Origin of the sequence: Komagataeibacter xylinus (genome assembly GCF_031081985.1) — a bacterium.
Classification (GTDB): domain Bacteria; phylum Pseudomonadota; class Alphaproteobacteria; order Acetobacterales; family Acetobacteraceae; genus Komagataeibacter; species Komagataeibacter xylinus_E.
Genome location: NZ_JARWSK010000001.1, coordinates 717344 through 743801, shown reverse-complemented (window position 1 = coordinate 743801; position 26458 = coordinate 717344). Strand labels below are relative to the sequence as shown.

24 protein-coding genes, 1 tRNA gene and 1 pseudogene are annotated in these 26458 nt (G+C 59.9%); 19 read left to right on the top strand and 7 right to left on the bottom strand.

The window, feature by feature from the left end; all coding sequences use genetic code 11:
* From QEG70_RS03725 to QEG70_RS03710, 4 genes are all read right to left on the bottom strand, one after another.
* The coding region (locus tag QEG70_RS03725; protein ID WP_308719410.1) for a 1-deoxy-D-xylulose-5-phosphate synthase N-terminal domain-containing protein at window positions 1-983 on the bottom strand (983 nt) is incomplete at its 3' end.
* Window positions 984-988: 5 nt separating this feature from the next.
* Window positions 989-1876 (bottom strand): polyprenyl synthetase family protein, encoded by an 888-nt coding sequence (locus tag QEG70_RS03720; RefSeq protein ID WP_308719409.1) that lies wholly within the window; start codon window positions 1874-1876, stop codon window positions 989-991.
* Between the two features lie 53 nt (window positions 1877-1929).
* Window positions 1930-2160, bottom strand: a complete 231-nt coding sequence (locus QEG70_RS03715; RefSeq protein WP_061271667.1) for an exodeoxyribonuclease VII small subunit — start codon at window positions 2158-2160, stop codon at window positions 1930-1932.
* A gap of 99 nt (window positions 2161-2259) precedes the next feature.
* Complete coding sequence (locus QEG70_RS03710) at window positions 2260-2526, bottom strand: sulfurtransferase TusA family protein (RefSeq protein WP_308719408.1); 267 nt, start codon at window positions 2524-2526, stop codon at window positions 2260-2262.
* A 123-nt stretch (window positions 2527-2649) separates the two neighbouring features.
* On the opposite strand from QEG70_RS03710, the gene QEG70_RS03705 reads away from it, so the two are divergent.
* The gene (locus tag QEG70_RS03705) at window positions 2650-3558 is read left to right on the top strand and encodes an ROK family protein (protein ID WP_308719407.1); all 909 of its coding nucleotides are present in this window, start codon (window positions 2650-2652) and stop codon (window positions 3556-3558) included.
* Between the two features lie 23 nt (window positions 3559-3581).
* Here the strand turns inward: QEG70_RS03705 and QEG70_RS03700 are convergent, their stop codons facing one another.
* Entirely contained in the window at window positions 3582-4352 is a 771-nt protein-coding gene (locus tag QEG70_RS03700; protein WP_308719406.1) for an RlmE family RNA methyltransferase, read from the bottom strand.
* 12 nt (window positions 4353-4364) lie between these two features.
* Window positions 4365-5495: a Ppx/GppA phosphatase family protein gene (locus tag QEG70_RS03695; RefSeq protein ID WP_374762537.1), complete on the bottom strand. Its 1131-nt coding sequence runs from the start codon at window positions 5493-5495 to the stop codon at window positions 4365-4367.
* Window positions 5496-5663: 168 nt separating this feature from the next.
* Between QEG70_RS03695 and QEG70_RS03690 the strand changes: the two genes are divergently transcribed.
* The 4 genes and pseudogenes from QEG70_RS03690 (at window position 5664) to QEG70_RS03680 (ending at window position 9750) form a co-directional block, all read left to right on the top strand.
* A tRNA-Gln gene (locus QEG70_RS03690) sits at window positions 5664-5737 on the top strand.
* 594 nt (window positions 5738-6331) lie between these two features.
* A pseudogene (locus QEG70_RS16975) lies at window positions 6332-6566 on the top strand (transposase); the annotation flags it as partial.
* Window positions 6567-6913: 347 nt separating this feature from the next.
* Window positions 6914-8236, top strand: a complete 1323-nt coding sequence (locus QEG70_RS03685; RefSeq protein WP_308719404.1) for an LLM class flavin-dependent oxidoreductase — start codon at window positions 6914-6916, stop codon at window positions 8234-8236.
* A 200-nt stretch (window positions 8237-8436) separates the two neighbouring features.
* Window positions 8437-9750: an MFS transporter gene (locus QEG70_RS03680; RefSeq protein WP_308719403.1), complete on the top strand. Its 1314-nt coding sequence runs from the start codon at window positions 8437-8439 to the stop codon at window positions 9748-9750.
* A 156-nt stretch (window positions 9751-9906) separates the two neighbouring features.
* Here QEG70_RS03680 and QEG70_RS03675 read toward each other — a convergent pair whose 3' ends face one another.
* Window positions 9907-10359, bottom strand: a complete 453-nt coding sequence (locus QEG70_RS03675) for an Lrp/AsnC family transcriptional regulator (RefSeq protein ID WP_308719402.1) — start codon at window positions 10357-10359, stop codon at window positions 9907-9909.
* A gap of 101 nt (window positions 10360-10460) precedes the next feature.
* Here QEG70_RS03675 and QEG70_RS03670 point away from each other — a divergent pair, with 101 nt between their 5' ends.
* The 14 genes from QEG70_RS03670 (at window position 10461) to QEG70_RS03605 (ending at window position 26281) form a co-directional block, all read left to right on the top strand.
* Window positions 10461-11543: a saccharopine dehydrogenase family protein gene (locus tag QEG70_RS03670; RefSeq protein ID WP_308719401.1), complete on the top strand. Its 1083-nt coding sequence runs from the start codon at window positions 10461-10463 to the stop codon at window positions 11541-11543.
* Between the two features lie 194 nt (window positions 11544-11737).
* Window positions 11738-12709 (top strand): D-2-hydroxyacid dehydrogenase, encoded by a 972-nt coding sequence (locus tag QEG70_RS03665; protein WP_308719400.1) that lies wholly within the window; start codon window positions 11738-11740, stop codon window positions 12707-12709.
* Between the two features lie 117 nt (window positions 12710-12826).
* A complete protein-coding gene (locus QEG70_RS03660; RefSeq protein WP_308719399.1) occupies window positions 12827-13672 on the top strand; it encodes a transporter substrate-binding domain-containing protein in 846 nt (281 codons plus the stop codon).
* A gap of 49 nt (window positions 13673-13721) precedes the next feature.
* Entirely contained in the window at window positions 13722-14378 is a 657-nt protein-coding gene (locus QEG70_RS03655; RefSeq protein WP_308719398.1) for an amino acid ABC transporter permease, read from the top strand.
* 25 nt (window positions 14379-14403) lie between these two features.
* Window positions 14404-15177, top strand: a complete 774-nt coding sequence (locus QEG70_RS03650) for an amino acid ABC transporter ATP-binding protein (protein WP_061271679.1) — start codon at window positions 14404-14406, stop codon at window positions 15175-15177.
* A 32-nt stretch (window positions 15178-15209) separates the two neighbouring features.
* Window positions 15210-16478: an NAD(P)/FAD-dependent oxidoreductase gene (locus QEG70_RS03645; RefSeq protein ID WP_308719397.1), complete on the top strand. Its 1269-nt coding sequence runs from the start codon at window positions 15210-15212 to the stop codon at window positions 16476-16478.
* A gap of 35 nt (window positions 16479-16513) precedes the next feature.
* A complete protein-coding gene (locus QEG70_RS03640; RefSeq protein WP_308719396.1) occupies window positions 16514-17890 on the top strand; it encodes an MFS transporter in 1377 nt (458 codons plus the stop codon).
* Window positions 17891-17914: 24 nt separating this feature from the next.
* Window positions 17915-18838 carry a LysR substrate-binding domain-containing protein gene (locus tag QEG70_RS03635; protein WP_308719395.1) on the top strand — a complete coding sequence of 308 codons (924 nt, stop codon included), beginning with the start codon at window positions 17915-17917 and terminating at the stop codon, window positions 18836-18838.
* Window positions 18839-18850: 12 nt separating this feature from the next.
* A complete protein-coding gene (locus QEG70_RS03630; protein WP_061271683.1) occupies window positions 18851-19204 on the top strand; it encodes a RidA family protein in 354 nt (117 codons plus the stop codon).
* Window positions 19205-19706: 502 nt separating this feature from the next.
* Entirely contained in the window at window positions 19707-22136 is a 2430-nt protein-coding gene (locus QEG70_RS03625; RefSeq protein ID WP_308719394.1) for a TonB-dependent receptor plug domain-containing protein, read from the top strand.
* Window positions 22137-22253: 117 nt separating this feature from the next.
* Entirely contained in the window at window positions 22254-23474 is a 1221-nt protein-coding gene (locus QEG70_RS03620) for a pyridoxal phosphate-dependent aminotransferase (protein WP_308719393.1), read from the top strand.
* A 26-nt stretch (window positions 23475-23500) separates the two neighbouring features.
* Complete coding sequence (locus QEG70_RS03615) at window positions 23501-24268, top strand: aspartate/glutamate racemase family protein (protein WP_308719392.1); 768 nt, start codon at window positions 23501-23503, stop codon at window positions 24266-24268.
* Window positions 24269-24321: 53 nt separating this feature from the next.
* Window positions 24322-25101, top strand: coding sequence for an SDR family oxidoreductase (locus QEG70_RS03610; RefSeq protein ID WP_308719391.1), 780 nt, complete (start codon window positions 24322-24324; stop codon window positions 25099-25101).
* 52 nt (window positions 25102-25153) lie between these two features.
* Window positions 25154-26281, top strand: coding sequence for an enolase C-terminal domain-like protein (locus tag QEG70_RS03605; RefSeq protein ID WP_308719390.1), 1128 nt, complete (start codon window positions 25154-25156; stop codon window positions 26279-26281).
* Window positions 26282-26458 lie beyond the last annotated feature (177 nt).

The following is a 26458-nucleotide window of genomic DNA, read 5'->3' as shown; positions in this document are numbered from 1 at the left end:
GTGACGACATTGAACTTGGAGACGGCGTGGTATTTGTCGCCAGCCGATTCGGCCGGGCTGTAGCCGTGGCCCTTTTCGGTGATGACATGCAGCAGCACGGGGCCGACATCCTCGGCATCGCGCAGGTTGCGCAGGATGTGGACGAGCTGGTTCATGTCATGCCCGTCAACGGGGCCGACATAATAGAAGCCGAGTTCCTCGAACAAAGTGCCGCCGGTCATGATGCCGCGCGCGTATTCATCGGCCTTCTTGGCGGTGCGCTCGAGGCGGCCGGGCAGGCGCTTGGCCATCTTGGCGGCGAGTTCGCGCAGGCTCAGGAACTTGCGCGAGGACATCAGCCGCGACAGGTAGCTCGACATCGCGCCTACGGGCGGGGCAATCGACATTTCGTTGTCGTTGAGCACCACGATCAGGCGCTCGGCGCCGGGGCCGCAATGCGAGGCGTTGTTCATCGCCTCATACGCCATGCCCGCCGAGATCGAGCCATCGCCGATCACCGCAATCACGTTGCGCTCGCGGTAGGAGGGGTCTTCCTCCGCGCGCAGGTGGTGGGCGACGGCCATGCCGAGGCCCGCCGAGATGGAGGTGGAGGAATGGGCCGCGCCAAACGGGTCGTATTCGCTTTCGCTGCGGCGCGTGAAGCCCGAAAGCCCGCCCGGCTGGCGCAGGGTGCGGATGCGGTCGCGCCGCCCGGTCAGGATCTTGTGGGGGTAGGTCTGGTGGCCCACATCCCAGATCACGCGGTCGGCAGGCGTGTCGAACACGGCATGCAGCGCAACCGTGAGTTCAACCACGCCAAGGGATGCGCCAAGGTGGCCGCCGGTGGTGGACACGGTATCGATCGTTTCCGACCGCAGTTCCTCCGCAAGCTGCTTGAGCTGCTCGACCGAGAGGTTGCGCATGTCGTGCGGCCACTGCACCCGGTCAAGCTGGGCGTAGCGCCCAAGGGTGGGGATGGTGGAGGACGGTTTGCTCTCGCTCATGTCGATCAGTTCCTGCGCTCGACCACGTAATGCACCAGGTCACGCAGGCGATCCGCCTCGGGCCCGAAGATGTCGATATGGGATTCGGCCTGCTCGGCCACGCGCCGCGCCTCGCGCGCGGCCCCCTCAACGCCAAGCAGGGCGACATAGGTGGACTTGCCCGCCGCTTCGTCCTTGCCTGCGGTCTTGCCGAGTTCCTCGGCGCTGGCGGTGGCGTCGAGCACGTCATCAGCGATCTGGAAGGCTGCGCCAAGGTCACGGCCATAGGCCGAGATGCGCTTGCGCACGTCATCGCTGGCCTGGCCAAGGATGGCCCCGGCCTCGGCGGCGTAACGGATCAGGCAGCCGGTCTTGAGCGCATGCAGGCGGGCGACTTCCTCAAGCGACAGGGCGCGGCCTTCGCCTTCCATGTCGATCATCTGGCCGCCCACCATGCCAGCCGCACCCGAGGCATCGGCCAGCGCGCGCACGAGGTTGATGCGCACGTCGGCTGAGGCATGGGTCAGCGGGTTGGCCAGGATGTCGAACGACATGGTCTGCAGCGCGTCACCGGCGAGGATGGCGGTGGCCTCGTCAAACTTGCGGTGGGTGGAGGGCTGGCCCCGGCGCAGGTCGTCGTCATCCATGGCGGGCAGGTCGTCATGCACCAGGGAGTAGGCATGCAGCATCTCGACCGAGGCTGCGACACGGTCGGCCGCATCAGCGCTGGCCTTGAACAGGCTGGCCACTTCGGCCACCAGGTAGCCACGCAGGCGCTTGCCGCCGCCCAGGGTGGCATAGCGCATGGCATCGATCAGGCGGGCCTCGCCGCCTTCCACGCGCGGGAGCAGGCGGTCGATCATCGCCTCGATGGCGGCGGCGCGCGCGGACATGGATGCACGCAGACGGACCATGCGATCCGTTCCTGTTTGGGACGAGGGTGCTGTTGTTTGGCTCATCTGGTGCATCAATCCATTGGTTTCGCTTCCAGCGCGCCATCGGCACGCTGGACAATCGCCTGAACGCGGGCCTCGGCCTCGTCCAGTTTCTTCTGACAGTACTGTCGCAGGGCAGCGCCACGCTCATAGGCGGTGATCGCGTCTTCCAGCCGGAGCTGGCCGACCTCAAGCTGGCGCACGATGGCTTCAAGTTCGGCCAGAGCCTCCTCGAAGGACAGGTTGGTCAGGTCATCGGTCATGTGGGCGCGGCACTTCCTGAAATAACGGGGCTGGCGGAGGCATTACATCCTTGAAGGCCCTCCTGCCAAGGGGCAACGCGTTTTACGGCATTTTGGAGTCTATGCCGAGGCCGCCGGTGTGGCGGGCGCGGGCGTTGCGTCGGGCCTGCGGCGGATGACGAAGGAAAGCGTGCCGCCTTCCTCGCCAAAAGCGATGAGGGCGTGGCCCGTTTCGCGGCAGAAAGCCTGGAAATCCGCAACCGAGGCCCGGTCGGTCGCAATCACGCGCAGCCGCGCGCCCGGTGGCAGGCCGCGCAGCATGCGGTTGGCCTTGAGCACGGGCAGGGGGCATGTCAGGCCGCGCGCGTCTAGCAGGATTTCACTCATGGGTGGCCATGCCTCCTTGGTGGTTGGCAGCTATGCCCTTGCATCAGGGTTTGATGTTGCGTGCAGGTACGATCATAAAAGCAAATGCGCCACTGATAAAACATGATGAAAGAAAGACTCCGGATGGCCGACTATCGTATTGGAATTGATTTTGGCGGGACCAAGATCGAAATAACCGCCCTTGGCATGGATGGCGCCGAGCTTTTGCGCCGCCGCATTGCCAATCCTGGCAACTACCCCGCGGCCATCGAGGCCATGTGCGATCTGATCCGGGGTGTTGATCAGGAGCTGGGGGGCACCGGCACGGTTGGAATCGGCATTCCCGGCTCCATCAGCCCCGATACGGGCGTGATCAAGAACGCCAATGCCACATGGCTCAATAACCAGCCCCTGATAGTGGACATGACGGCGGCATTGGGCCGTGCGGTGCGCATTGAAAACGATGCGAACTGCTTTGCGCTGTCGGAGGCGATTGATGGCGCGGGGGCGGGCCATCACAGCGTGTTTGGCGTGATCATCGGCACCGGCATGGGCGCAGGCATCGTGGTCGACCAGAAACTGCTGATCGGACATAACCACATTGCGGGGGAATGGGGGCATGTGCCGCTGCCGTGGCCGCGCATTGAGGAATTTCCCATGCCCAAATGCTTCTGCGGCAATGAGGGGTGCATGGAGCGCTTTCTCAGCGGCTCGGCGCTGGCGCAGGACTGGAAAGGCCCCGGCCATCGCAGCGCCGCCCATATCGAGCAGGAGGCCGAGGCAGGCGACCTGACCGCCATCGGCGCGCTCGACCGTTACATGGACCGCATGGCCCGCGCCTGCGCCATGGCCATCAACTTTATGGACCCCGACATCATCGTGCTTGGTGGTGGCGTGTCGAACCTTGATTCAATCTATGACCGCGTGCCCCGCCTCATGCGGCGCTATGTCATTACCCCCAACTGCACCACGCCCATCGTGCGCAACAAGCATGGCGACAGTTCGGGCGTGCGCGGTGCCGCATGGCTGTGGGACGATCACCACGCCGCCTGACGGCCCGGTGGGGGAGGGCCGTTTCAGCCTTCCCCTTCGCCTTTCGCTTCCATGCCACGAAAGCCCGTGGCCACCACATAAAGCTCGCTGGATTCCTTGCGGCTTGCAGGGGGCTTGGCGTGGCGCACCTGCGTGAACAGGCGCTTGAGTTCAGCGAGCATCTGCTTTTCCGATCCGCCCTGGAACACCTTGGCCACGAACGCGCCGCCGGGGGCGAGAATGCGCGTGGCAAAATCCAGCGCCAGCTCGGCCAGGCCGATGATGCGCAGGTGATCGGTCGGTGCATGGCCCGTGGTGTTGGGCGCCATATCGGACATGACGACGTTGGCCTGGCCACCAAGCAGTTCCGTCAGGCGCTCCGGCATGTCGGGGTCGTTGAAATCCCCTTCGATGATGGTCGCACCCGGCACCGGGTCAACCGGCAGCAGGTCCACGCCCACCACTTCCGCCGCGCCGCGCTTGACCGCGACCTGAGTCCAGCCGCCCGGTGCCGCGCCGAGATCGACGATGCGCGTGCCGGGCGTGATCAGGTGGAAACGGTCATCGAGTTCAATCAGCTTGAAGGCCGCACGCGAGCGCCAGCCCTGCTTGTGGGCTGCCTGCACGTAGGGGTCGTTGAGCTGGCGTTGCAGCCAGCGATGCTGGGCGGTGGTGCGCCCGCGGGCTTTCTTTACGGTTACGGTTTTGGTGCGGTTGGACTGGGCGGCCTGCCCGTCGCTGGCGTTATCACCGCCGGGCGTGAGACTGCTGGTACGGGCCTTGCCCGGAATGCGGGTAGTGGAACGCTGCTTCATGACGGGACGCGGTCAGGGACTGACCTGGTGCTCCAAACGATTGTACAGGGGAAAGGAAGGCGGCGCGGTGGCTGGGGCCGCCTGTCGCCTGCGGTTGCCAATCATGCGTAAAAGCAGGCCGTCGCGCAATCCCCGGTCGGCCACGGTCACGTCCGCCATGGGCCATGTGGTGACGATGGCCTCGAATATGGCGCAGCCCGGCAGGATGTAGCGCGCGCGCTCCGCCCCGATGACGGGGTTGCGCACCAGCCCTTCCAGCCCGCCGGCGCGCAGGGTGTCGATCATGCTCAGGGCGCGGGGCACGGACAGGGCGGAGCCATCAATGCTGGCCCGGTCGTAACGGTCCTGGCCCAGGGCAAGGCTGGCCAGCGTGGTCACGGTGCCGCTGGTGCCCAGCAGCATGACATTCTGGCGCGCGATTTCACGCGCGATGCAATGCACGTCATCAAAGCCGCGCAGCACGTCGCTGATTTCGGATACGACGCCGTGGTAGCCCCGATCGGTAAAGATATCGGCGCCATGGCGCTCGGCCAGGGTCATGATGCCCACCGGCAGGCTGACATAGCCCGAAAGGTCGTGGCTTCTGGCCTCGCGGTCGATGCGTGCCCAGGCGATCTCGGTCGAGCCGCCGCCAATATCAAACAGCAGCCCGCGGCTGGTGCCCGCGTGCCCGTCCTGCAGCAGCGAGGTGCAGGCCGCAAGGGCAAGCTCTGCTTCCTCCCGCGCGGAAATGACGGAGATGTCGAGCCCGGTCTCGCGCAGCACGCGGCCGATGAACTCCATACCATTGGCCGCCCGCCTGCACGCCTCGGTGGCGATGGCGCGGTGGCCGTGCAGGTCATACAGCCCCATGCGGGCCACGCAGGCCTGAAGGGCGGCGAGCGTGCGCTCCATGGCGGCATCGGCAAGCTGGCCGGAATGGTGCAGCCCTTCACCAAGGCGCACGGCGCGGCTGAAACTGTCGATCACGCGCAGGCCGTGTTCGCCCGCGCGGGCAATGAGCAGGCGGCAGTTATGGGTGCCAAGGTCTATGGCGGCATAAAGCGGCGCGCGCATGAAGCGGCGGTGCATGGCGGGCGGGAAAGGGGCAATCCCTGCCTGCGGGCGTATCTTTGCACTGTGCGGCTGCTGGACCATGTTCATCCCAAACCCGTTTGACGGCCAAGGTATTACCTATTGTGTTGAGTGTTCTGCGCAAAACGCAAGACAAAAGAGAAAAGTTTATAAAAATGCGCACAAGGGGGTTGCACCCCCCGGAGCAGGCGGGTATATGCCTGATCACCGCAGCGCATCGCGCCGCTCTCTCCTTGCTGGGGGATAGTTTAGCGGTAGAACTACCGGCTCTGACCCGGTCAGCCCTGGTTCGAATCCAGGTCCCCCAGCCATAATTTTCCCAACAATAAAATTACTGACTTGCAGGCGCAAAACAGGTGCTTGTGTAAAGCTGTGTGGAATCTTAGAGACGATCTCCGCCTTTGTTAGTCTTCTTGTCATGTAAATCCAGAATCCCATGCAGTCGCGTTCACGGCGACAGGGGTAGGGGATCGCATGATATGATCGTAAGGCAGAGAGTTATATTTGTTTCAGCGATCCAAGGGCACCTACGAGTGCCCTTTTTGATTCAAAAAATAATGATTTTTTTATTCTGGTCGCCGGAGTGCCTGTTGCGCTAGGTCTGGGTTGGTTGGAACTGTTGATTTCTTACAGAATGAACGCAATTTTCCACGGCAATAGTGGTTAATTCCATTCTATTTGTTTTGTAAAATTCTGATGCCACTCATCGGACTGATAAGTGGTGCGGTAATTGAAGCAAACATTATTCTTCCACCCATAGCTCTTATATGCGGCATTTTTGGTTTTGCATTTGGATTTATTGCATCCATTCAGGGCCTGTTTGGGGCTGATTTTTCAAAAGGGCCCTGATGTGCTTCCAACTGCATATGGATCGCTTGATAGTGACGGATGCCCATTGAGTGAAAATGGAACCGCTGTGCCGTGGCAAGCAAACGGATCGGGGACGCAGCGGAAAGGATAACCGGCTCTTCATCGAGGCGGTCTTATGGATAGCCCGGACAGGCAGTCCATGGCGGGATCTGCTTAACAGGGACTGGCTTAAAGCCGGTGTTTTTCAAACGGCTTTTTGAAGCTGTTTCGGACGAAGCCAATATGGAATACGCGATGATCAATGGCACGGTGGTCCGGGTTCACCGCCATGACCGAAGCCTTGATGCCATTCATGGTTGGCCAGAATTTATCTGTTTTCCTGTATTATAAAAAGTAATGCAAGCATTCCTTTGAGTAATAACTCTATAGTGTAAATATTTTTTTTATAATTTGGTTTTCCGTGCGCTTGGGGTGGGGAAATCCTTGCATGGCCTGGCATATTATGCGCTTTCGCATTGAATTATATTGATTAAATAATGATTTTATCTGTTACATGATTTTCGAAATTCGTGGCCTGTCCCTGCGTCAGTTGTACTGTTCACGCGGGCAGGGGCCTTGCCTCGGCAGGAATTTTCTGTTCGGCTAAGAAACATATTTTTATTATGCAGGATGTCCGCATGAACAGGATGATGAGCTTTGGTCTGTCTATGCGCTACCTCGGCTATCATGCGGCAAGTTGGCGTCACCCTGATGCAAACCCGCGTGGCGGCATGCAGTTCGCGCATTTTGCTGAAGTGGCCCGCAAGGCGGAAGCCGCCGGGTTTGACATGCTCTTCCTCGCGGATGGTATTGGTATCCGTGCCGTTGACAGCCCGGTGGGCGCGCTGGCCCAGACAGCCCAGACGGCCGATCTTGAGCCCATGACCCTGCTGTCTGCCCTGGCGGCGGTCACAACCAATATCGGCCTCGTGGCCACGGCCTCCACAACCTATAACGAGCCTTTTCATGTGGCGCGCAAATATGCCTCGCTTGACCGGATCAGTGGCGGGCGTGCTGGGTGGAACATTGTCACGTCATGGTCGGAGGCGGAGGCGTGGAATTTCGGGCGCGATACCCATCTGGGCTATGCCGAGCGCTACGAGCGCGCCTATGAATTCGCCGATGTGGTCGAAGGGCTTTGGCATTCATGGGGCAAGGACGCCATCGTGGCGGACAAGAAAACCGGCATTTTCCTTGATACCAGCCGCCTGCACGTACTGAATCATAAAGGCCCGCATTTTCGGGTGCGGGGGCCGCTTGATGTGCCACCAAGCCCGCAGGGGCACCCGGTCATGGTGCAGGCGGGTGCATCCGATGCGGGCATCGAACTCGCCGCGCGCAAGGCCGAAGTTGTCTATGCGCTGCCGCATGATTTGCAGATGGCCGAAAGCTATTCCTGCCGCCTGCGCGGCGCGCTCGAGCAGCATGGCCGCAACCCGCGCAGCATCCGCATCCTGGCGGGCATCACGCCCTATATTGGCGCGACCATGGCCGAGGCGCAGGAAAAATACGATGCCATGAATGCCCTGATCCCGCCGGAACTCGGGTTGTCCTATCTTTATGCCCAGTTGGGTGATCTGTCGGCTTTTCCGCTCGATGGCCCGGTGCCTGATCCGGTCGATCCGCGCGTGCGCAGTATTGCGCAGGGGCTGATCACCATGGCGCGGTCACGCAACATGACCATCCGCCAGCTTTATAATTTCATTGCCGCCGGTTTTGGCTCGCGTGTGGTGATCGGCACGCCAGAAAGTATCGTGGATGAAATGCAGGAATGGTTTGAAACCGGGTTTGTTGACGGTTTCAATCTGTGCCCTGCATTGTTGCCGATGGATATTGATTCGTTCTCAAATCATATCCTGCCTGAACTGCGCCGCCGGGGTCTGGCGCGCACGGGTTATGCAGGGTCCACATTACGCGAAAACCTGGGCCTGCCCATGCCGGGCTGCTGCTACCCCGCCTGAGCACCGCAGGCATTGACGGTTCAGGCGCATGACGGGAACGGCGTGGCGCAACGGGTTCTGCCCTGATGCGCCTGCGTCGCGCATCCCGCCGGTTCATGGGTGCGTATGGAGCCTGCCCGGTAACAATGGTTCTGCACATTCGCTGACAACATCAATATCGCCATGCAGCCCTGGCGCGCAGGGCAGGGGAACGTCTCATCATGCGGATATCCAACTGGAAGGCCGTTGTCGGCTCAATTTGCGGAAATGCCATGGAATGGTATGATTTCATGGTCTTTTCCTACATGGTATCGCTCATCGGGCCATTGTTCTTTTCGGGCGCGGATGCGGGTGCGCATGTCATCCTGCTCTCTACCGCGCTTTTTGGTGTCGGGTTTGTAACCCGCCCGCTCGGTGGCATCGTGCTCGGGGGGTATGCTGACAGGCATGGCACCGCAGCGGCCATGGTGCTGGGCATGGGGATCATGGCGCTGTCTATTGCCCTGATCGCCTTCGCGCCAACCTATGCGCAGGCCGGTAGCGTGGGGGTGTGCTTTCTTGTGGCGGGCCGTCTGTTGCAGGGGTTCTCGGCCGGGGGCGAGTTTGCCACGTCCACCACGTACCTGATCGAGGCCGCGCCGCCCGGCCGCCGGGCCTTTTATGGGTCATGGCAGATGATGGGCCAGCTTTTTGCCCAGATCCTTGGTGGCACCGTAGGCTATGTCATTACCAGTGCGTTCACCCCCGGCCAGATTGCGGGCTATGCATGGCGCATTCCGTTCCTGATCGGGCTGTTTATCCTGCCTGCCGTCCTGATCATGCGGCGCAGGACCATGGGGCAGGGGCAGCCCGCACAGCATCATGCTGCACCGCGCCTGCCGCTTGCCGGGATCATGCGCGACATGGCGGCACAGTGGCGTGCCGTGCTGTCGGTCATGGGGCTGGTGTCGAGCACATCCGTCTCGCTGTATGTGCTGTTTGGTTATACGGTCACCTATGCCACCCAGACGCTGCACCTGCCCATGAAAGGGGCGTATCTGGTGCAACTGTCCGCGGCCCTGGGCATGATGCTGATCGTGCCCGCAAGCGGATGGCTGGCTGACAGGATCAGCGCGCGGCGCATGCTTTTCTGGGCGCTGTTTGCCTATTTTCTTGAAATCTGGCCGCTTTATGCATGGCTGGTGGCCCAGCCATCGCTGCTGCGACTGGTGGTCATGCAGGTCGGGCTTGCCATTCCCACTGCCGTGTTCCTTGCCACATACTGCACGATCATCGTCACCGTGCTGACCGGCAGGCACCGGGTGACCACACTGGCGACAGCCCATAACATCGCGGTCATGGTTGTCGGGGGGCTGTCGCAGTTTGTCGTGACATGGCTGCTGCATGTAACGGGGGCGGCGATTGCGCCCGCGTTCTTTGTGTCCGTGGTCATTGCGATGGGCACGGTCTCGGCCCTGTATCTGGTGCGCTCTGAGCGTGAAGCGCCGCAGCCGTCTTTCGTGCCGGACCCGATTGCGGTGCGTAATGGAAAATGAACCAACGGCCTCTCCACTGCGTGCCGCGCAGAGAGAGGCCCATGAGGGACCCCCGAGAGCAATTCCACTGAACCCTGGCTCAGTGGAATTGCTCTAACTTATTGTTTATAGAGCATCTTCACCGGTTCGAATGTGTCCATTCAAACCGGATCTGCTCTAGCGCTGGAGCCGTGTGGACAGGATCATGGAGGACATGGTCCGCTCCACGCCATCAAGGCTGCCAATCTCGTCAATCACGGTATCAAGCCGTGTGATGGAACGCGCTTCCACCATGACGATCATGTCAAAATTGCCACTGACCGAATAGATCGTGCGCACCTCGGGGATGCGGCGCAGCAGGGTCTGTACCGAGGCGGTATATTTGGGGCTGAGTGTCACCAGCATATGCGCGCAGACATAGCTCTCGGCGTAGGCTGCGGCCAGGCGCAGGGAATAGCCTTCGATCACGCCCTGGCGTTCAAGCTTTTCCAGCCGGCTCTGCGCGGTTGAGCGCGAAATGCCCAGCCTGCGCGCCACGAGTGCCACGGGCATGCGGGCGTTTTCGCGCAGCAGGTTGATCAGTTCTTCTTCTGCCGGGCTGATCGTCGTTTTGCCTGATATGCTCATCATTATGCCTGATATAAATGTCGTTATGGTCGAATTTATGCTACGATCTGGCAACGATGCATGTCACTCTTTTTCATGTCCAACCGACGGATGAAGGATTGAGCATGACGAAAGAGATCGCAGTAATCGGGGCTGGGCGGATTGGTTCCGTTATTGCCGATATGCTTGCTGATACAGGTGATTATACTGTCACCCTGTTTGATGCCTCCAGCGAGATCATCGCGGCCCTGCAGCCGCTTGCCGGTGTTATGGTGCGGCAGCTCGACATTACGGATGACGCCATGCTGGCTCAGGCGCTGCATGGCAAGTTCGCCGTGCTGAGTGCGGCCCCTTTCTACCTGACCGCGCGCATTGCGCAGGCGGCGGTCAAGGCTGGCGTGCATTACCTTGACCTGACCGAAGATGTTGCCAGCACCGGCCGGGTGCGCGCCCTGGCGCAGGGCGCACGCACGGCCCTGATTCCGCAATGCGGTCTTGCTCCGGGTTTCATCACCATCGTGACATCATGGCTCGCAGCCCAGTTCGACACCCTGCACGATGTTAGCATGCGCGTGGGCGCGCTGCCCGAATATCCGTCGAACATGCTGAACTATAACCTCACATGGTCGCCTGATGGGGTCATCAACGAATATTGCGAACCGTGTGACGCAATTGTCGATGGCGTGATGCGCAAGGTCACGCCGCTGGAAAACGTGCAGGAGTTTTCCATGGATGGCACGCGTTATGAGGCATTCAATACGTCTGGCGGCCTTGGTTCCATCTGCGAAATGCTGGAAGGCAAGGTGCGCAACCTCAACTACCTGACCATTCGCTACCCCGGCCATGCCCATCTGATGAAATTCCTCCTGCGCGACCTGCGGCTTGCCGAGCGCCGCGACGTGATGAAGGACATTCTGGAATACGCCGTGCCAGGCACCATGCAGGACAAGATCATCATCTTCGTCACGGCCACCGGGCACAAGGATGGCGCGTTCATGCAGAAAAGCTACGCCAGCACCATTCATGGCATGGATATCGGCGGCCGCCCGCGCACCGCGATCCAGGTCACGACGGCAGCCGGGATCTGCACGGTGCTCGACATGCTCGCCAAAGGGCAGATTGCGGATGCAGGCTTCGTATATCAGGAAAACATCAAATACGAATCCTTCATCAACAACCGTTTTGGCCGCGTTTACGCACAGGGCTGACAGGGCGGCATGGTCGGGAACATCCGTGTCTATTCTGTAAAGGAATAGTTTGATGAGATGTTTTCTCTTCCATATTGTTACTTATACGGTATGATATTCTCAAATTGAACGTAGTCATTTCCGTGCTTTGTTTGCTTTTTTATGGAAGTAAAAAGTAATTTCAAAGTATGGATCTATGCAGCAGGAAAAGAAAAATGAACAAAATCTGGGCCGGTAGCCAGCCGCAGGTCTGTGTGGGTCATGCCTATTATGACCTCAAGGGTGAGATGGAAAAGCGGCCCAACCCGCCGCCATGCACCCAGGTCAAGACGCTGAAGGATCTTGAGGCGGTCATCGGTGAGGCGGAAGTGCTGGTCATTTCCATGCTGTGGAAGAACCACCTCCTTGACCTCGCTCCCAAGCTCAAGCTGGTGCAGTCGGTCAGTGCTGGCGTCGATCATTACGATCATGACAAATTCCGCGAGCGTGGCATCCATCTGTGCAGTGCGCAGGGCGTGAACGCCAATGCCGTATCCGACCATGCGCTGGCCCTGATGCTCAGCCTGTCGCGCCGTCTGTACGAAGCGCGTGACGACCAGCACAATTCCTTCTGGCGCCCGACCAGCACCGACCAGGCGACCCGCCTGCAGGAGCTTAACGGCAAGATCGTCCTGATCGTGGGTTTTGGCGGCATCGGTGCCCGTGTCGCGCGTCTGTGCCAGGCATTTGGCATGAACGTGATCGCCATGCGCCGCCGTGTCACGGCGGATGCGCCCGCAGGCGTGCGCATGATCACCAACGACAAGTTTATCGAGACTCTGCCGCAGGCCGACATGGTCGTGCTGACCTGCCCGCTCACGCCCGAGACGTTTGGCATGGTGGGCGTGGAAGCACTCGCCGCCATGCGCCCCGATGCGCAGCTGATCAATGTCGCGCGCGGCAAGGTGGTGGACGAGCAGGCGCTGATCAAGGCGCTCGAGAAAGGCCAGATCGCTGGCGCCGCGCTGGATACCTTTGTGGAGGAGCCGCTGCCTGAATCGTCTCCGCTGTGGAAAATGCCCAACGTGATCGTCACGCCGCATGCCGCGGGCGAGACCCAGTTTTATGAGCGGAATGTGGTTGATATTCTGATGAAGAATATCAGCGCTCTTGAAAATGGCACTGCGTTGACAAACCAGATTGTCTGACCCTTCGAAGCGATTGATTTATATCGGATACTAATTAATATCGACTTGATAACGAAATGGGTCGCGCGGCCATCCTTGCCATAATGGAATGGTCGCGCAGGACAAGGAGAGTACGAAATGACAACGCGCCGTGATCTTGTTTCCAAAATCGCTTTGGGGTCCGTGGTGGCGGCGGGTGCATTGCGTGCTGCTCCTGCCCGCGCCGACAGCGCGGGCGAAAACCGCCTCGACCGCATCCGTCGCACAGGCAAGATGCGCACGGCGGCCGTGGTGGGGGCGGAGCCGTTTTTCCATAAGGACATCATGGGCGGCGGCTGGTCGGGCGCATGCGTGTCCATGGCGCAGGACCTTGCGAAGTCGCTCGGTGTTGCGTGTGAAATCGTCGATGCCCAGTGGGGCGGGGCGGTGATGGACCTGCAGAGCGACAAGATCGATGTCATGTTCGCCCTCAGCCCCACGCCGCAGCGCGGGCTGGTGGTGCAGTTCAGCAACCTCATGATCGACAACACCTTTACCGCCATCGTGCGCAATGGCCTTGAGGTGAGCAAGTGGGAAGACCTGAACAAGCCTGAAGTCCGGGTTGCGTTCGATGTCGGGTCCTCGCACGATATCTTTGTCAACCGTGCGCTGCCGAAGTGCACCAAGGTGGCCGTGCAGTCACCTACCGATACGATCATGGCGCTGCAGACCGGCCGTGCCGACTGCGTGGTGCAGGTCATCGCCATTGCGTCAGTGATGCATGGTCGTGCGCCCAACGTGGGCACCCTGATCGTGCCGCAGCCCATGATTGGCCAGCCCACCTGCGTGGGGGTGCCGGTTGAAAGCGACCCGCGCTGGCTGACCTATATCAACAACTGGCTGCTCTACAGCCGCTCTGAGGGAATTATCCGCCAGTGGATGTTCGAGGCCCTGGCAAGCCAGGGCGTGAAGAGCGAGAGCCTGCCGCCGGGCCTCAATTTCTGATTGCCATAATGGTGGAGAGAGGGGTCAATATGCGGGAAAGTAACCGATAATGTCTTACCAGTGGGATTTTGGCCTCGTCTGGCATTACGCACCACTATTGGGAACAGGTATTGAATATACCCTGGGCCTTACGGTTGTTACTTCTGTAATCGGCATGGTGATCGGCACCTGCCTCGCCCTGTGCCAGCAGAGCCGGATGTGGTTCATATCCGTGCCGCTGGGCATGGTGTCGGAAGTGTTCCGATGTACGCCATCGCTGGTGCAACTGATCTGGTGTTATTATGCGCTGCCCATCGTGCTGGGGATTACGCTTTCGCCCATGTCGGCAGCCCTGCTGGCCCTGTCGATCTATGGGGGCGTGTTTTACGGCGAGATCTTTCGCGCGGGGCTGCGTTCGATCGATCCGGGGCAGTGGGATGGCGCGCGCGCGCTGGGCATGACTTCATGGACCATGATGCGTCGCGTCATCCTGCCGCAGGTGCTGCGGCGCATGGTGGGGCCGATGGTCAGCCAGACGGTGCTGCAGCTCAAGAATACATCGCTTGTTTCTGTCGTGACGGTGCCGGATCTTGTCTATCAGGGGCAGATGGTTGCTTCGGCCACCTATCGTCCGCTGGAAGTGTACACGACCATTGCCATTCTTTATTTCCTGATCCTCTTCCCCCTGACCCAGTTGTCGCGGCTGCTGGAACGGCGGTGGGCATGATGCGATCCGTGGCGGAGAATTCATAATGTCGCAACAGCCTCCGATGATCCAGATCACCAATCTCAGCAAGGCCTACGGCAAGAATACCGTGCTGCATGATATCTCGCTGGATGTGCCGCAGGGCGGGAGCGTGGCGCTGATCGGGCCGAGCGGGTCGGGCAAGTCAACACTGCTGCGCTGCATCAACCTGCTTGAAGAGCCAAGTGCGGGCAGCATCCGCGTTGACAGCCAGGTCATGGAATTCGGGCCGCGCAGCCAGCGTCCCGGCGGTGCCAGGCTTGCCGGTTTCCGGGCCGAGACCGGCATGGTGTTCCAGTCCTTCAACCTGTTTCCCAACATGACGGTGATCGAGAACGTCATGGCTGGCCCGCTTTATGTCAAGCATGTGCCGCGTGATGCGGCGCGCGCGCAGGCGCTTGAACTGCTTGATCGCGTGGGTATGGCGCACAAGGCGGATGTTTCGCCTTCCAACCTGTCGGGCGGGCAGAAGCAGCGTGTCGCCATCGCACGGGCTTTGGCCATGCAGCCCAAGGTTATGCTGTTTGACGAGGCGACCTCCGCACTCGACCCCCAGCTTGTGGGCGAAGTGCTAGGTGTCATGCGCGACCTTGCGGCCGCTGGCATGACGATGGTTGTCGTAACCCATGAAATGGCGTTCGCGCGCGATGTTGCCGATACGGTGGTGTTCATGAGTGGTGGCTACGTGGTGGAAAAAGGCCCTGCCCATGACGTGATCGAGAACCCGCAGGAAGACAGGACCAAAGAATTCCTTCGTCATTTTCACGTCGGTCGCAACTGAAAACCATCAATTCCTGTGCGGAGATGAAAGTCATGTCGCAACATGTTGTTGTTGTCGGGTCCGGTATTGTCGGCACCGTGGTGTCAATCGCCCTGGCCCGCAAGGGGCACCGGGTAACCGTTATCGGGACCGACCAGCCGGGCTCGTGCGAGATGGCCAGCTACGGCAATGCCGGCTGGCTCAATCCGGGTTCGGTCGTGCCCCTGTCCATGCCTGGCCTGTGGCGCAAGGTGCCCGAATACCTGCTCAACGCCAATGGTCCGCTCACGCTGCGCCTGTCTGCCGTGCCGCAACTGGCCTCGTGGCTGGTGCGCTTCATGGCGGCAGGCTGCACGCCACGCCGGGCGCGCGCCATAGCGGCGGCCCTGCGGCCCTTCCTGCATGATGCGCTGGAGCGGCACGAGGCCCTGGCCAGGGAGGCCGGCGTGCCGCAGATGATCAGGGGCGGTGGCCTGCTGATCGTGTATCCGGACCGTGCGGCCTATGGGGCGGATGCGCTTGGCTGGTCGATGCGGCGCGACAATGGGGTGGCATGGCGCGAGCTTGAAGGCGAAGAACTCCGCACGCTGTGCCCCGGCCTGAGCGAACGTTATCAGTTCGGCGCGCTGATTACCGATGGCGGCTACTGTACCAGCCCGGGCGGTTACACCAGCGCGCTGGCAACCTATGCCGCAGGGCTTGGGGTGACGCAGGTAAGCGGGCGTGTCAGCGGCTTTCGTAAAAGTGGCGGGCAGGTGCTGGCGGTGGAGCATGCCGGTGGCGAGATCGCCTGTGATCGCGTGGTGATTGCAGGCGGTATCGGCACGACGGAACTGGCGCGCATGCTGTCTGACACGGTGCCGCTGGTCAGCGAGCGTGGCTACCATGTGCAGGTATCGGCTCAGGATGTGGCGATGCCGGTGCCTGTCATGATGTCGGATCTCAAATTCGGTATTACCCCGATGGGCGACGAAATCCGCGGGGCAGGGCAGGTGGAGTTCGCCCGCCGTGGCCGCGCGCCAGACTGGCGGCGCGCGCGCATCATCCTCGAGTGCATCCGTGCCTCCTTTCCGTCAGCCCGTATCGAGAGCTTTGAAAAAGTGGCGCGCTGGATGGGCAACCGTCCCTCCACGCCTGACTGCCTGCCGGTCATCGGGGTGTCGCCCCATGCATCCAATGTTGTCTATGCCAGCGGGCATGGGCATCTGGGGCTGGTCAGTTCTCCCTATACGGCCGAGATCGTGGCGGATCTGATCGATGGCGTTTCGCGCACCGATATCAAGCCCTACGACCCGGCGCGCTTTTGCCGCTTTCGCCTGTAAGCGCGCGAGGGAGTGGAGCGCCTGTGCCTGAGCAAATGACAACAAGCCCTCCGCGCCCGGCGCCATACGGGCATGTCATGGCCATGGCGGCCATTGTCATGGCCGTGCTGCTGTCGGTCCTTGACTATGCGGTTGCCAATATCGCCCTGCCCACCATCACGCGTGAACTCGGGGCCAGTCCTTCGGCTGGCGTGTGGGTGGTCAATGCCTACCAGCTGGCGGGTTGCGCGCTCATGCTGCCACTGGCCACATGGTCGGAAAAGATTGGCGCTGTAAGGCTGTGCCAGGTCGGGCTGGTCATTCTCATGGCTGGTTCCGTGCTGTGCGCATGGGCGCCGAACCTGCCGGTCATGGCGGTGGCGCGCATGATCCAGGGCGTGGGGGGCGCTTGCATCATGGCGGTCTATGCCGCACTGGTGCGTGCTGTCTGCCCGCCGCAGCGCATTGGCCGGGGGCTGGCCATGACGGCGCTGGCCACTTCGCTGGGGGTGGCGCTCAGCCCATCGGTCGCGGCACTGATCCTGATGTTGGGGTCATGGCGGTGGCTGTTTCTGTTCAACCTGCCCTGTGGCCTGATCACGCTGGCATTCGTGCTGAAGTGCCTGCCGCCCATTCAGGGCCAGCCCCGGCGGATGGATAGCCTGGCCATCGGGTTGAATATCGTCACGTTTACTGCTTTCCTCATCGGTGCCGACATGCTGGCGCATGGCGAGGCGGCTGGCATTGGCGCGGGGCTGGTGCTGGCAGGCGTGGTGGCGATGGGTGTTCTGGTCATGCACCAGAAGAACATGACCACCCCCATGCTGCCGCTTGACCTGCTGGGCATCCCGGCCTTCCGCACCGGGTTCGTGACGTGTTTCCTGGCCTACGTAGCCGCGAATTTCTACATGATCTCCATTCCCTTTACGCTGAATGGCCTGTTTCATCGTTCCGCCATTGAAACGGGGCTGCTCATCATGCCTTGGCCGGGCAGCATGGTACTGATGGCCCCGGTAGTCGGTCGCCTGGCGGACCGGTATTCGGCAGGCTGTCTGGTCTCGATCGGGCTGTTCATGACCGGGGTGGGGTTCCTGCTGGTCAGGCTCCTGCCGCCAGATGCCAGCAATTTCAACATCATGTGGCGTTTTGCCGTGGCGGGCATGGGCTACAGCCTGTTTACGTCACCCAACAACCGTTCAATGGTTGTGGCGTCTCCGGCGAGCCGCTCATCAAGTGCCAGCGGCATGATTTCCATCAGTCGTATTCTTGGCCAGACCTTTGGCGCAATCGGGGTGGCCTTCATCCTGGCCCGCGTCAGGGTCAATCCGTCGCTGCACTGCCTTGAATGGGCAACAGCAACCGCCTGGGTCGCGGCACTCATCAGCGCCTCGCGCCTGCGGCGCCCGCAAGCAGGGAGAATGGTTTCGTCGTAAATCAAGAGGGAAGGGGAGACGGTCATGTTGTTACCACGTCGGGTTATACCATCGATTTCAGAAATGATTGCTTTCGAGGCTGTGGCGCGGCATGAAAACTTTAGCGCGGCGGCGGAAGAACTGTATCTGACCCAGGGCGCCATAAGTAAACAGATCCGCAGTCTGGAACTGACGCTTGGGGTCTCCCTGTTTGACCGGCGGCGCAAGCGCCTGGTCCTGACCCGCCAGGCGCGTTTGCTCCTGCCTTCCATTGCTTCGATTATCGAGCAGATCAGCAGCACGACCTACAAGATCATCTCGTCCTCGGACAAGACGAACAATATAAACCTTTCCGTTTTTTCAACTTTTTCCTCACGCTGGCTTATTCCACGTTTTGCCGGGCTGTTTGCGCAGTATCCTGATTTCAATGTGAATGTTTCCACTGTTTTTGAAGCATTCACTTTTGATGATACGGATTGCGATGTCGCCATTCATTACGGTCAGGCCGTATGGCCGAATGGTATTCTCTATCATCTGTTTGACGAGATCATCATACCGGTGTGCAGCCCGGCCTATCGGGAAAAGACGGGTTTCAGCAAACCCGAAGATTTTAACAGGATCAACCTGATACAGCTCACAACCCGGCCGGGACTGTGGGAATACTGGCTGTCACATGCAGGTATCAAGACCAGCAAACCATTGCATGGCAATATATTTGACCAGTTCAATGCAACCATAGAAGCCGCATTGAGTGGGCTTGGTGCAGCCCTCGTGCCGCATATTTTCGTTGAGCGCGAACTGCGCGAGGGCAAGCTCGTCGTACTGTCAGATGAGTTGTTGAAAGGTCAGGGCGCTTACTATGCTGTAATCCCGACAGAGAAACAGAATAACGCATCCATCATGCAGTTTATTGAATGGATCAGGAAAGAAAGTGCGGAATACCGGATTAACACCGCATTTCATGAATAAAAAGGAATGAACATGACAGACGTACAATACATCGATCAGAATGCCCGTCGCTCGCGCGCGGTTATTGCAGGCAATACGGTTTACCTTGCGGGCTGCACGGCGGCTGACCGTTCACGCGATGCCGCGGGCCAGACGGCGCAGATTCTTGAAACGATCGAAGGTGTACTCGCCCAGGCAGGTACGGATAAGGGCCATATTGTAAATGTTACGATCTGGCTGTCGGACATGAAGAATTTTGATGCGATGAATGGCGTTTATGACAACTGGATTGTCAAGGGACGTGCCCCTGCGCGATGCTGTGGGGAAGTCAGGCTGGCATTGCCCGACATTCTGGTGGAAATCATGGTTGTGGCGGTCAAGCCGTAATACCGGGTTTTTATTTGTATAAATCCGGGCAGGGGCGGATATGTTCCGCCCCTGTTGCCTGTCCTGACTGTTTTTAACAGCAGCATTTGCCGAAGCGTTGTGAGCAGGGCTGCACCGGAAACGTTGCTGTGGTTTCGGACCTGGCGTGTTTCAGGCGGTCTCTCAAAAATAAAAAATCGTTTTTTTGGCGTGTAATAACGTTATTAAATTGAAACGATATGGATTTCGTGTTGTAAACGCTACATATTGTTAAAAATAAGACAAAAAATAATGATTGGTTGAATTTTTTTCCGCGTTAGTTTCTAGCCTCCCGGCCAATATATGTTATCGTAACTTAATCGAAACGTAATTGCAGGCACTAAGGTGACAACAAACGTTCGACTTTCTTTTAAGTGTGCTGGAAATGTTATCGCGTCGGCCTGTAACCCGTAAGCTGGAGAGCAATGTTGTGGTGAAACGACTTGTATGGAAAAAAAGTCTGTTTTCCGCTGGGGCGGTTCTTATGGTCGGGAGTGCCCTTACGCCACTCAGGGCCGGAGCGCAGACCGCGTCCTCGCCTGTCATGACTTCGAGCCATGCCAAGCCGAAACCGGTGCCTGGCGCGCATGCTTCCACTGCCACTGCGGCGCATGTCGCGCTGCATCCGGAATCCATTTCCGTTTCTGGCGTGCGGCGTGTCAACTCGGCCCTGTCCGATTCAACGCAGGTGCACAGCACGACCGCCGTGCAGGTCGTCAGCGCCGAACAGCTCAAGCAGACTGGCGAGACCAACGTCATGGCCGCGCTCGAGCAGTTGACGCCGTCACTCAGCTCGCCATCCTTCAGTGGTCTTGGCGCCAACGGTTTCGTGCGCACCATGCAGTTGCGCAACCTGTCGGCTGACCAGACCCTTATCCTTGTCAATGGCAAGCGGCGGCACCTGACGGCAAACTTCAATGCCAATGCCGGGCCGAACAGTGGCACCGAACCGGCTGACATTTCACTGATCCCCATTACGGCAATCGACCATGTCGAGGTCATTACCGATGGCGCAAGCGCGCTGTACGGGCAGGAAGCCATTGCGGGCGCAGTCAATATTGTCCTGAAAAAAGATACCCATGGCGGTGTCTTCAATATTCAGAACAGTGGTTATTACGCGGGTGATGGCCAGGCGGTTGATGGCTCGGCCAGCTACGCCATGCCGCTTGGCCATAACGGCGGTTTCATGGACCTCGCGGGTCAGGTGACGCACAGCCAGCCCACCAACCGTTCCGGCACTTATGAAAAGGCGGGGGACCCGCAGTCGGGCCAGAACCTGAACCGCATGATGGGCATGGGCCGCCAGATGCTCGAGACTTTCTCGGCAAACGGCGAAATGCCAATCACGCCGGATGTGAAGGCTTACCTGACCGCCACCTATTCGCATCGTGACTACGAAACGCCGCAGACCATCCGTTCGGCTGCAAACGTCAACACCATTACCGAATTCTACCCCAACGGGTTCCAGCCCGTCATGGGCCTGACGGAAGATGACTTTCAGGTCAATGGCGGCTTCCGTGGCAAGAATTTCCATAAATGGTCATGGGACACATATGTAACGTATGGCCGCGACTACCAGAACTACCGCACGCTTGATTCGGATAACGCGACCTACGGGCTGAACAGCCAGACCTCGTTCTACGATGGCTCCAACATTGCAACGGAACTCGTGGCTGGCGGCAAGATGTCGCGGAACTTCAAGGTCGGCTTCCTGCCCAAGCCGATCAACTTCATGTTCGGCGGCGAATATCGTCATGATACCTTCCAGCTTGAAGCCGGTGACCTGCAGTCCTGGTCGGATGGCGGCATGCGGGCAGGGGCCACGCCGGGTGCTGGTGGCCATGCCGGTGCGGCTCCGGTCGATGCCAGCAATAGCTCGCGTGATGTATATGACGGGTATGCCAACGTTGACCTGTACGTTACGCCCAAGTGGGAATGGACCCTTGGCGGCCATGTCGCGCACTATTCCGACCTCAACAAGACGGCGGAAACCGGCACGGTCGGCACGCGCTACAACTTCAACAAGCGCTGGGCCATCCGGGCCAGTGTTGGCGTGGGCTACCGCCCGCCAACGCTCGGGCAGGAAAACTACTTCATCGTTACCGACTTCCCCACCTACGCCACATCGCAGTTGCCCGCGAATGGCGCTGCCGCAAAGGCGCTGGGTTCGAGCGGGCTGAAGGGTGAATCTTCACGCAACTACAGCATCGGTGTCGATGCAACGCCGCTTGATAACTGGCACCTGTCGGCCAACCTGTACCGCATCGCCATTAATGACCGCATGGCGAACTCGACGCAGTTCACCAGCTACAATGGCACGCCGATTGGTAGTATTCTGCAAAACTACGGCCTCGCAAGCGTGACGTATGGGCAGTATTACATGAATCCGGTCAATACGCTGACCTATGGCGGCGACGTGACCACCGACTATACTTTGCGTGTCGGGCGGATGGGCACGCTGCGCTTCAATATGGGCATCAACTTCGCTGATACCGAGATTTCGCACTTCAATGTCTCGCAGCAGCTCTTTAACGGTTATGCCCAGAACACCCTGCTGCACACGGCTCCGAAAAACCGCGAGATGGTGGGCGTGCAGTGGAAGTGGAAGCGCCTGACGATCCGCGCGGAAGAAGAGCGCTACGGCACGGTCACCTATATTGCCAGCCCGAGCCTGGCGACTTCGCAGTGGACGGTCGTCAAGCCCGGCTACATCACCAATCTTGAAGTCGGTTACGATGTCCTTGACCGCCTGCATCTTGCCGCTGGCGCCAACAACCTGTTCAACTACTATCCCAACCAGGTCAACCATGCGGTATCGGTCAGCACGTCGAACGGGGCTTACAAGTATCCGTTCAACTCGCCCTATGGCTTCATGGGTGGTTTCTACTATGTCAAGGCGTCCCTGCAGTTCTGATAGCTGAAAACAGAAAAATAAAACAAATAAAACGCAAATGGTACCTGTGGGGCAAAGCCTTGCCCTGACAGGTGCCATTATCTGCTTGTGAAATTTTTACAGGTCCAGGAGAATGATATGGACGTCTATTCCGGCTTTTCACGTGCGCGGCGCATACAGGATATAGAAGTATCTCAGATCATCCGTATCGTTGCCGATGCCAATGCCCTGCGCAAGCAGGGGCGTGATGTCATTCTTCTGGCTGCGGGCGAGCCTGATTTCCCCACGCCGGATAATGTCAAGCTGGCCGCTATCGACGCAATCCTGTCAAACCAGACCCGCTATACGGCGCTTGACGGCACGCCCGCGCTGAAAGCGGCGATACAGGAAAAGTTCCGCCGCGAAAACGGCCTGTCCTTTGCACTGAACGAGATCAGCGTCGGGCCGGGCGCCAAGCAGGTGCTTTATAACGTGCTGATGGCAACGCTGGACCAGGATGATGAAGTCATCCTCACCACGCCGTGCTGGACATCCTATCTGGACATGATCCGCATTGCGGGTGGCGTGCCCGTGACCTGCCCCTGTGCGGAGGACACCGCCTTCCTGCTCACGCCCGAGAAACTGGAAGCCGCCATTACGCCGCGCACGCGCTGGCTGCTGCTGAACTCGCCTTCCAACCCCACGGGCGCCGTTTATGATGGCGGGGCGCTCAAAGCGCTGGCGGAGGTGCTGCGTCGCCACCCGCATGTGGGTGTGATCTGCGACGATATTTACGAGCACCTTGTTTACGACGATGCCAGATTCGTCACGATGGCCGCAGTCTGCCCGGATCTGCGTGACCGCACGGTTACGATCAACGGGGTTTCCAAATCCTATTCCATGACCGGCTGGCGTATCGGGTTTGCAGGCGCGCCGCAGCCCATCATCGCCGCCATGGCCGTGGTGCAGAGCCAGAGCAGCTCCAACCCGTGCTCCATCAGCCAGGCGGCAGCGGCACAGGCCCTGTCCGGCCCGCAAGATGTACTGGCCGAGCGTCGGGCCGTGTTCTGCAACCGCCGTTCGATCGTGGTGGACGCGCTGAACGCCATGCAGGGCATTCACTGCCTGCTGCCCAAGGGGGCGTTCTATGCCTTCGCCAGTTGCCAGGGGCTGCTTGACCTGCCGCAGGTGCGGGCAAAAGGCATCACGACGGATAGCGAGTTGTGCCATTACGTCCTGCATGAGCATGAGGTGGCGATCGTGCCGGGTTCATGTTTCGCGCTGCCGGGGTTCTTCCGTATTTCTTACGCGGCATCGGATGATCACCTGAAAACCGCCATGGCGCGGCTTGCGAAGGCTGTCAGCCAGCTTGTAGCCTGATGAAATGATGAAGTGAGCAAAGACAGATGACACAACCTGTAGTATCTGGCAGCCGCGTGGCGCGCGGCGGCAAGGCCGTTTATGGTGTGAACCTTGGCGTTCTCATGCTCGATGCCCGCTTTCCCCGCATTCCGGGTGACATGGGCAATGGCGAGACATGGCCTTTCCCGGTGGAACTGCACATCATGCCCAATGTGACGCCTGAACACGTCGTCATGGGCAACCCGCTTGATTACCTGCCCGTGGCCATTGAGTCCGCACGGCAGATGATTGCGCGCGGGGTCAGCGCCATCACCACCAATTGTGGCTTTCTGGCGCTGTTGCAGCCAGAACTTGCGGCGGCACTCGATGTGCCGGTCGCCACCTCATCGCTCATGCAGATCCCCTCGGTGCAGGCGACCCTGCCGCCGGGCAAGCGGGTTGGGGTGGTGACGGTTTCGGCCGCGACGCTGACACCGGCCCATTTCCGCGCGGTGGGCGCGCCAGAAGATACCCCCACATGCGGCACCGAAAACGGCAGGGAATTCTTCCGCGTTCTGATCAAGGCGGAAAAGGACGACCTTGATATCGACCTCGCTGAAGCGGATGTCGTCGCCGCCGCGCGTGAACTCGTCGCGAAAAACCCCGATGTCGGGGCGATCGTGCTGGAATGCACCAACATGCCGCCCTATGCCGCAGCCGTTGCGGCCGCGACCGGCCTGCCGGTCTATGACATCTATACTCTCGTGACCTGGTTTGTGGGCGGGATCTGCCCGCGCGTCTTTCCCGTGCCGCAGCGTTACCTGAAGGCATAGGCCCGGACCGCCGCGCAGGGCGCGCTTCTCCTTACAGGACCGGAGGAAAATGGATGGAACTTGGTATCGAGGGGCGCAGGGCGATCGTGTGTGGCGCCAGCCGGGGCATCGGTCAGGCCATCGCGCTGCAACTGGCCCGCGAAGGGGTGGTGGTCAGCCTTGTCGCCCGCACCCGTGAAGGGCTGGCCGAAACAGCGGGCCAGATCAGCGCGGCAGGACTGCCCGCCCCCCAGATCGTGGTGGCGGACCTGATGACGGAAGAGGGGCGGATGCATGTCATGACATGCTGCCCCAGCCCCGATATCCTGATCAATAACGGTGGTGGCGCGCCGCCCGGCGATTTTCGCGACTGGGCGCGGCCGGAATGGGTTCATGCGCTTGACATGATGATGCTTGCGCCCATCGACATGATCCGCCGCGTGATGGATGGCATGATCGCGCGCGGATTTGGCCGGATTGTTAACATCACCGCGCGCAGCGTCAAGAACCCCCATGCGGTGCTTGGTCTTTCGGCTGCGGCGCGGACGGGGCTTGTCGCGTTCTCATCCGGCCTGTCACGGCAGGTTGTAAAGCATAATGTCACGATCAATAGCGTGCTGCCGGGCATTGTCGCCTCCGAGGCGCAGTTCAGCCATATCCGTGGCCTGAGTGCGATGACGGGGCGCAGCTACGATGAGCTCTGGGCGGAAAAGGCGCGGGCAAACCCGGCGGGTCGGTTTGGCACGCCAGAGGAAATTGCCTGCACCACGGCTTTCCTGTGCGGGGCGCAGGCCGGTTTCATGACGGGGCAGAGCCTGCTTGTCGATGGTGGCGATTATTCAGGCCTGTTCTGATCTGGTCCGTATCTGACATTGCGTAAACCTGAAATTGTCTAGGATAACCTCAATGACCCGCGTTTCTGATCCTATCATCGCCATGCGTGTTCATGTACTGCGCATGCCAACACTGGCTACGCATGCGCATGGTATTGGTGATGTGTCGTCCTTTGATACCATTATACTTGAACTGAAAACCAAAAGTGGCATTACCGGATGGGGCGAGGCGTCGCCCTGGCCCGTCTTTACCGGCACGGTCGAGGCCAGTGTCGCGGCCCTGCATGTTTTCATGCGGCCCTACCTGATGGGGGCGGATCCCTGCCTGGTTGAAAAGCATCTCGCCGCCATGGACCGCATGGTCGTCAACTGCACGGAGGCCAAGGCGGCGGTTGAAATGGCATTGCTCGACATCATGGGCAAGATGTCTGGGTTCTCGGTGGGCGACCTGATTGGCGGGCGCTGCCATGACGCCATTCCGCTGAGTTTTTCGGTCGCGAACCCGAATTATGATCTCGACCGCGAGACGGTAAAGGAATTCTACGCGCGCAATATCCGCATCTACAAGCTCAAGGCGGGGTTTGCCTCGCATGAATTCGATGTCATGCGCCTGCAGGACCTGCGCAATACCTATGGCAGCGAGATCGACCTGCGTGTTGACTACAATCAGGGCATGCATGCCTATGAAGCCATCCGCAGGCTCAAGGATCTGGAACGCTTCGACCTGACCTTCATCGAGCAGCCGGTGCCACGTACCAATATCGAGGCCATGGCCCGCATCACCCAGGCGATCGACACGCCCATCCTGGCCGATGAATCCGTGTTCGGCCCGCGTGATGCGCTGACGGTTGTCAAGATGCAGGCCGCCGACCTGTTCAGCCTGAAAATTATGAAAAGCGGCGGCATACGGCGCGGACTGGAAGTTGCTGCCATCGCGCGTGCGGCAGGCATTGGCGTGTATGGGGGTTGCATGCTGGAAACCGGCATCGCCCATATGGCGGGCCTGCACATGATGTCGGCCATTCCTGACCTGACATTGGGGTGTGAGTTCTATATGCCGACCTGCTTCCTTGTGGAGGATATTCTTGCCCATCCTTTCCCGGAGGTGGATGGCAAGATACAGGTTCCCACAAGCCCCGGCCTGGGCGTTGAGGTGGATCCCGAACGTCTGGCGCGTTACCGCACGCGGTTGTGGGAATAAAGGGCAGGTGGAATGTGGCAGGCTCCTGGCCTGCCATATGCAATGATGATCCCGGCTGAAGTATTTTTTAACCGTGCCACCGCCATGTGACGGATACGGGTTGCATGATGATGGGGCAGGGGAGGCCGCCGTGACCGGCGGGATGAACCTGCTCCTTCAAGGCACCCGAACATTTTA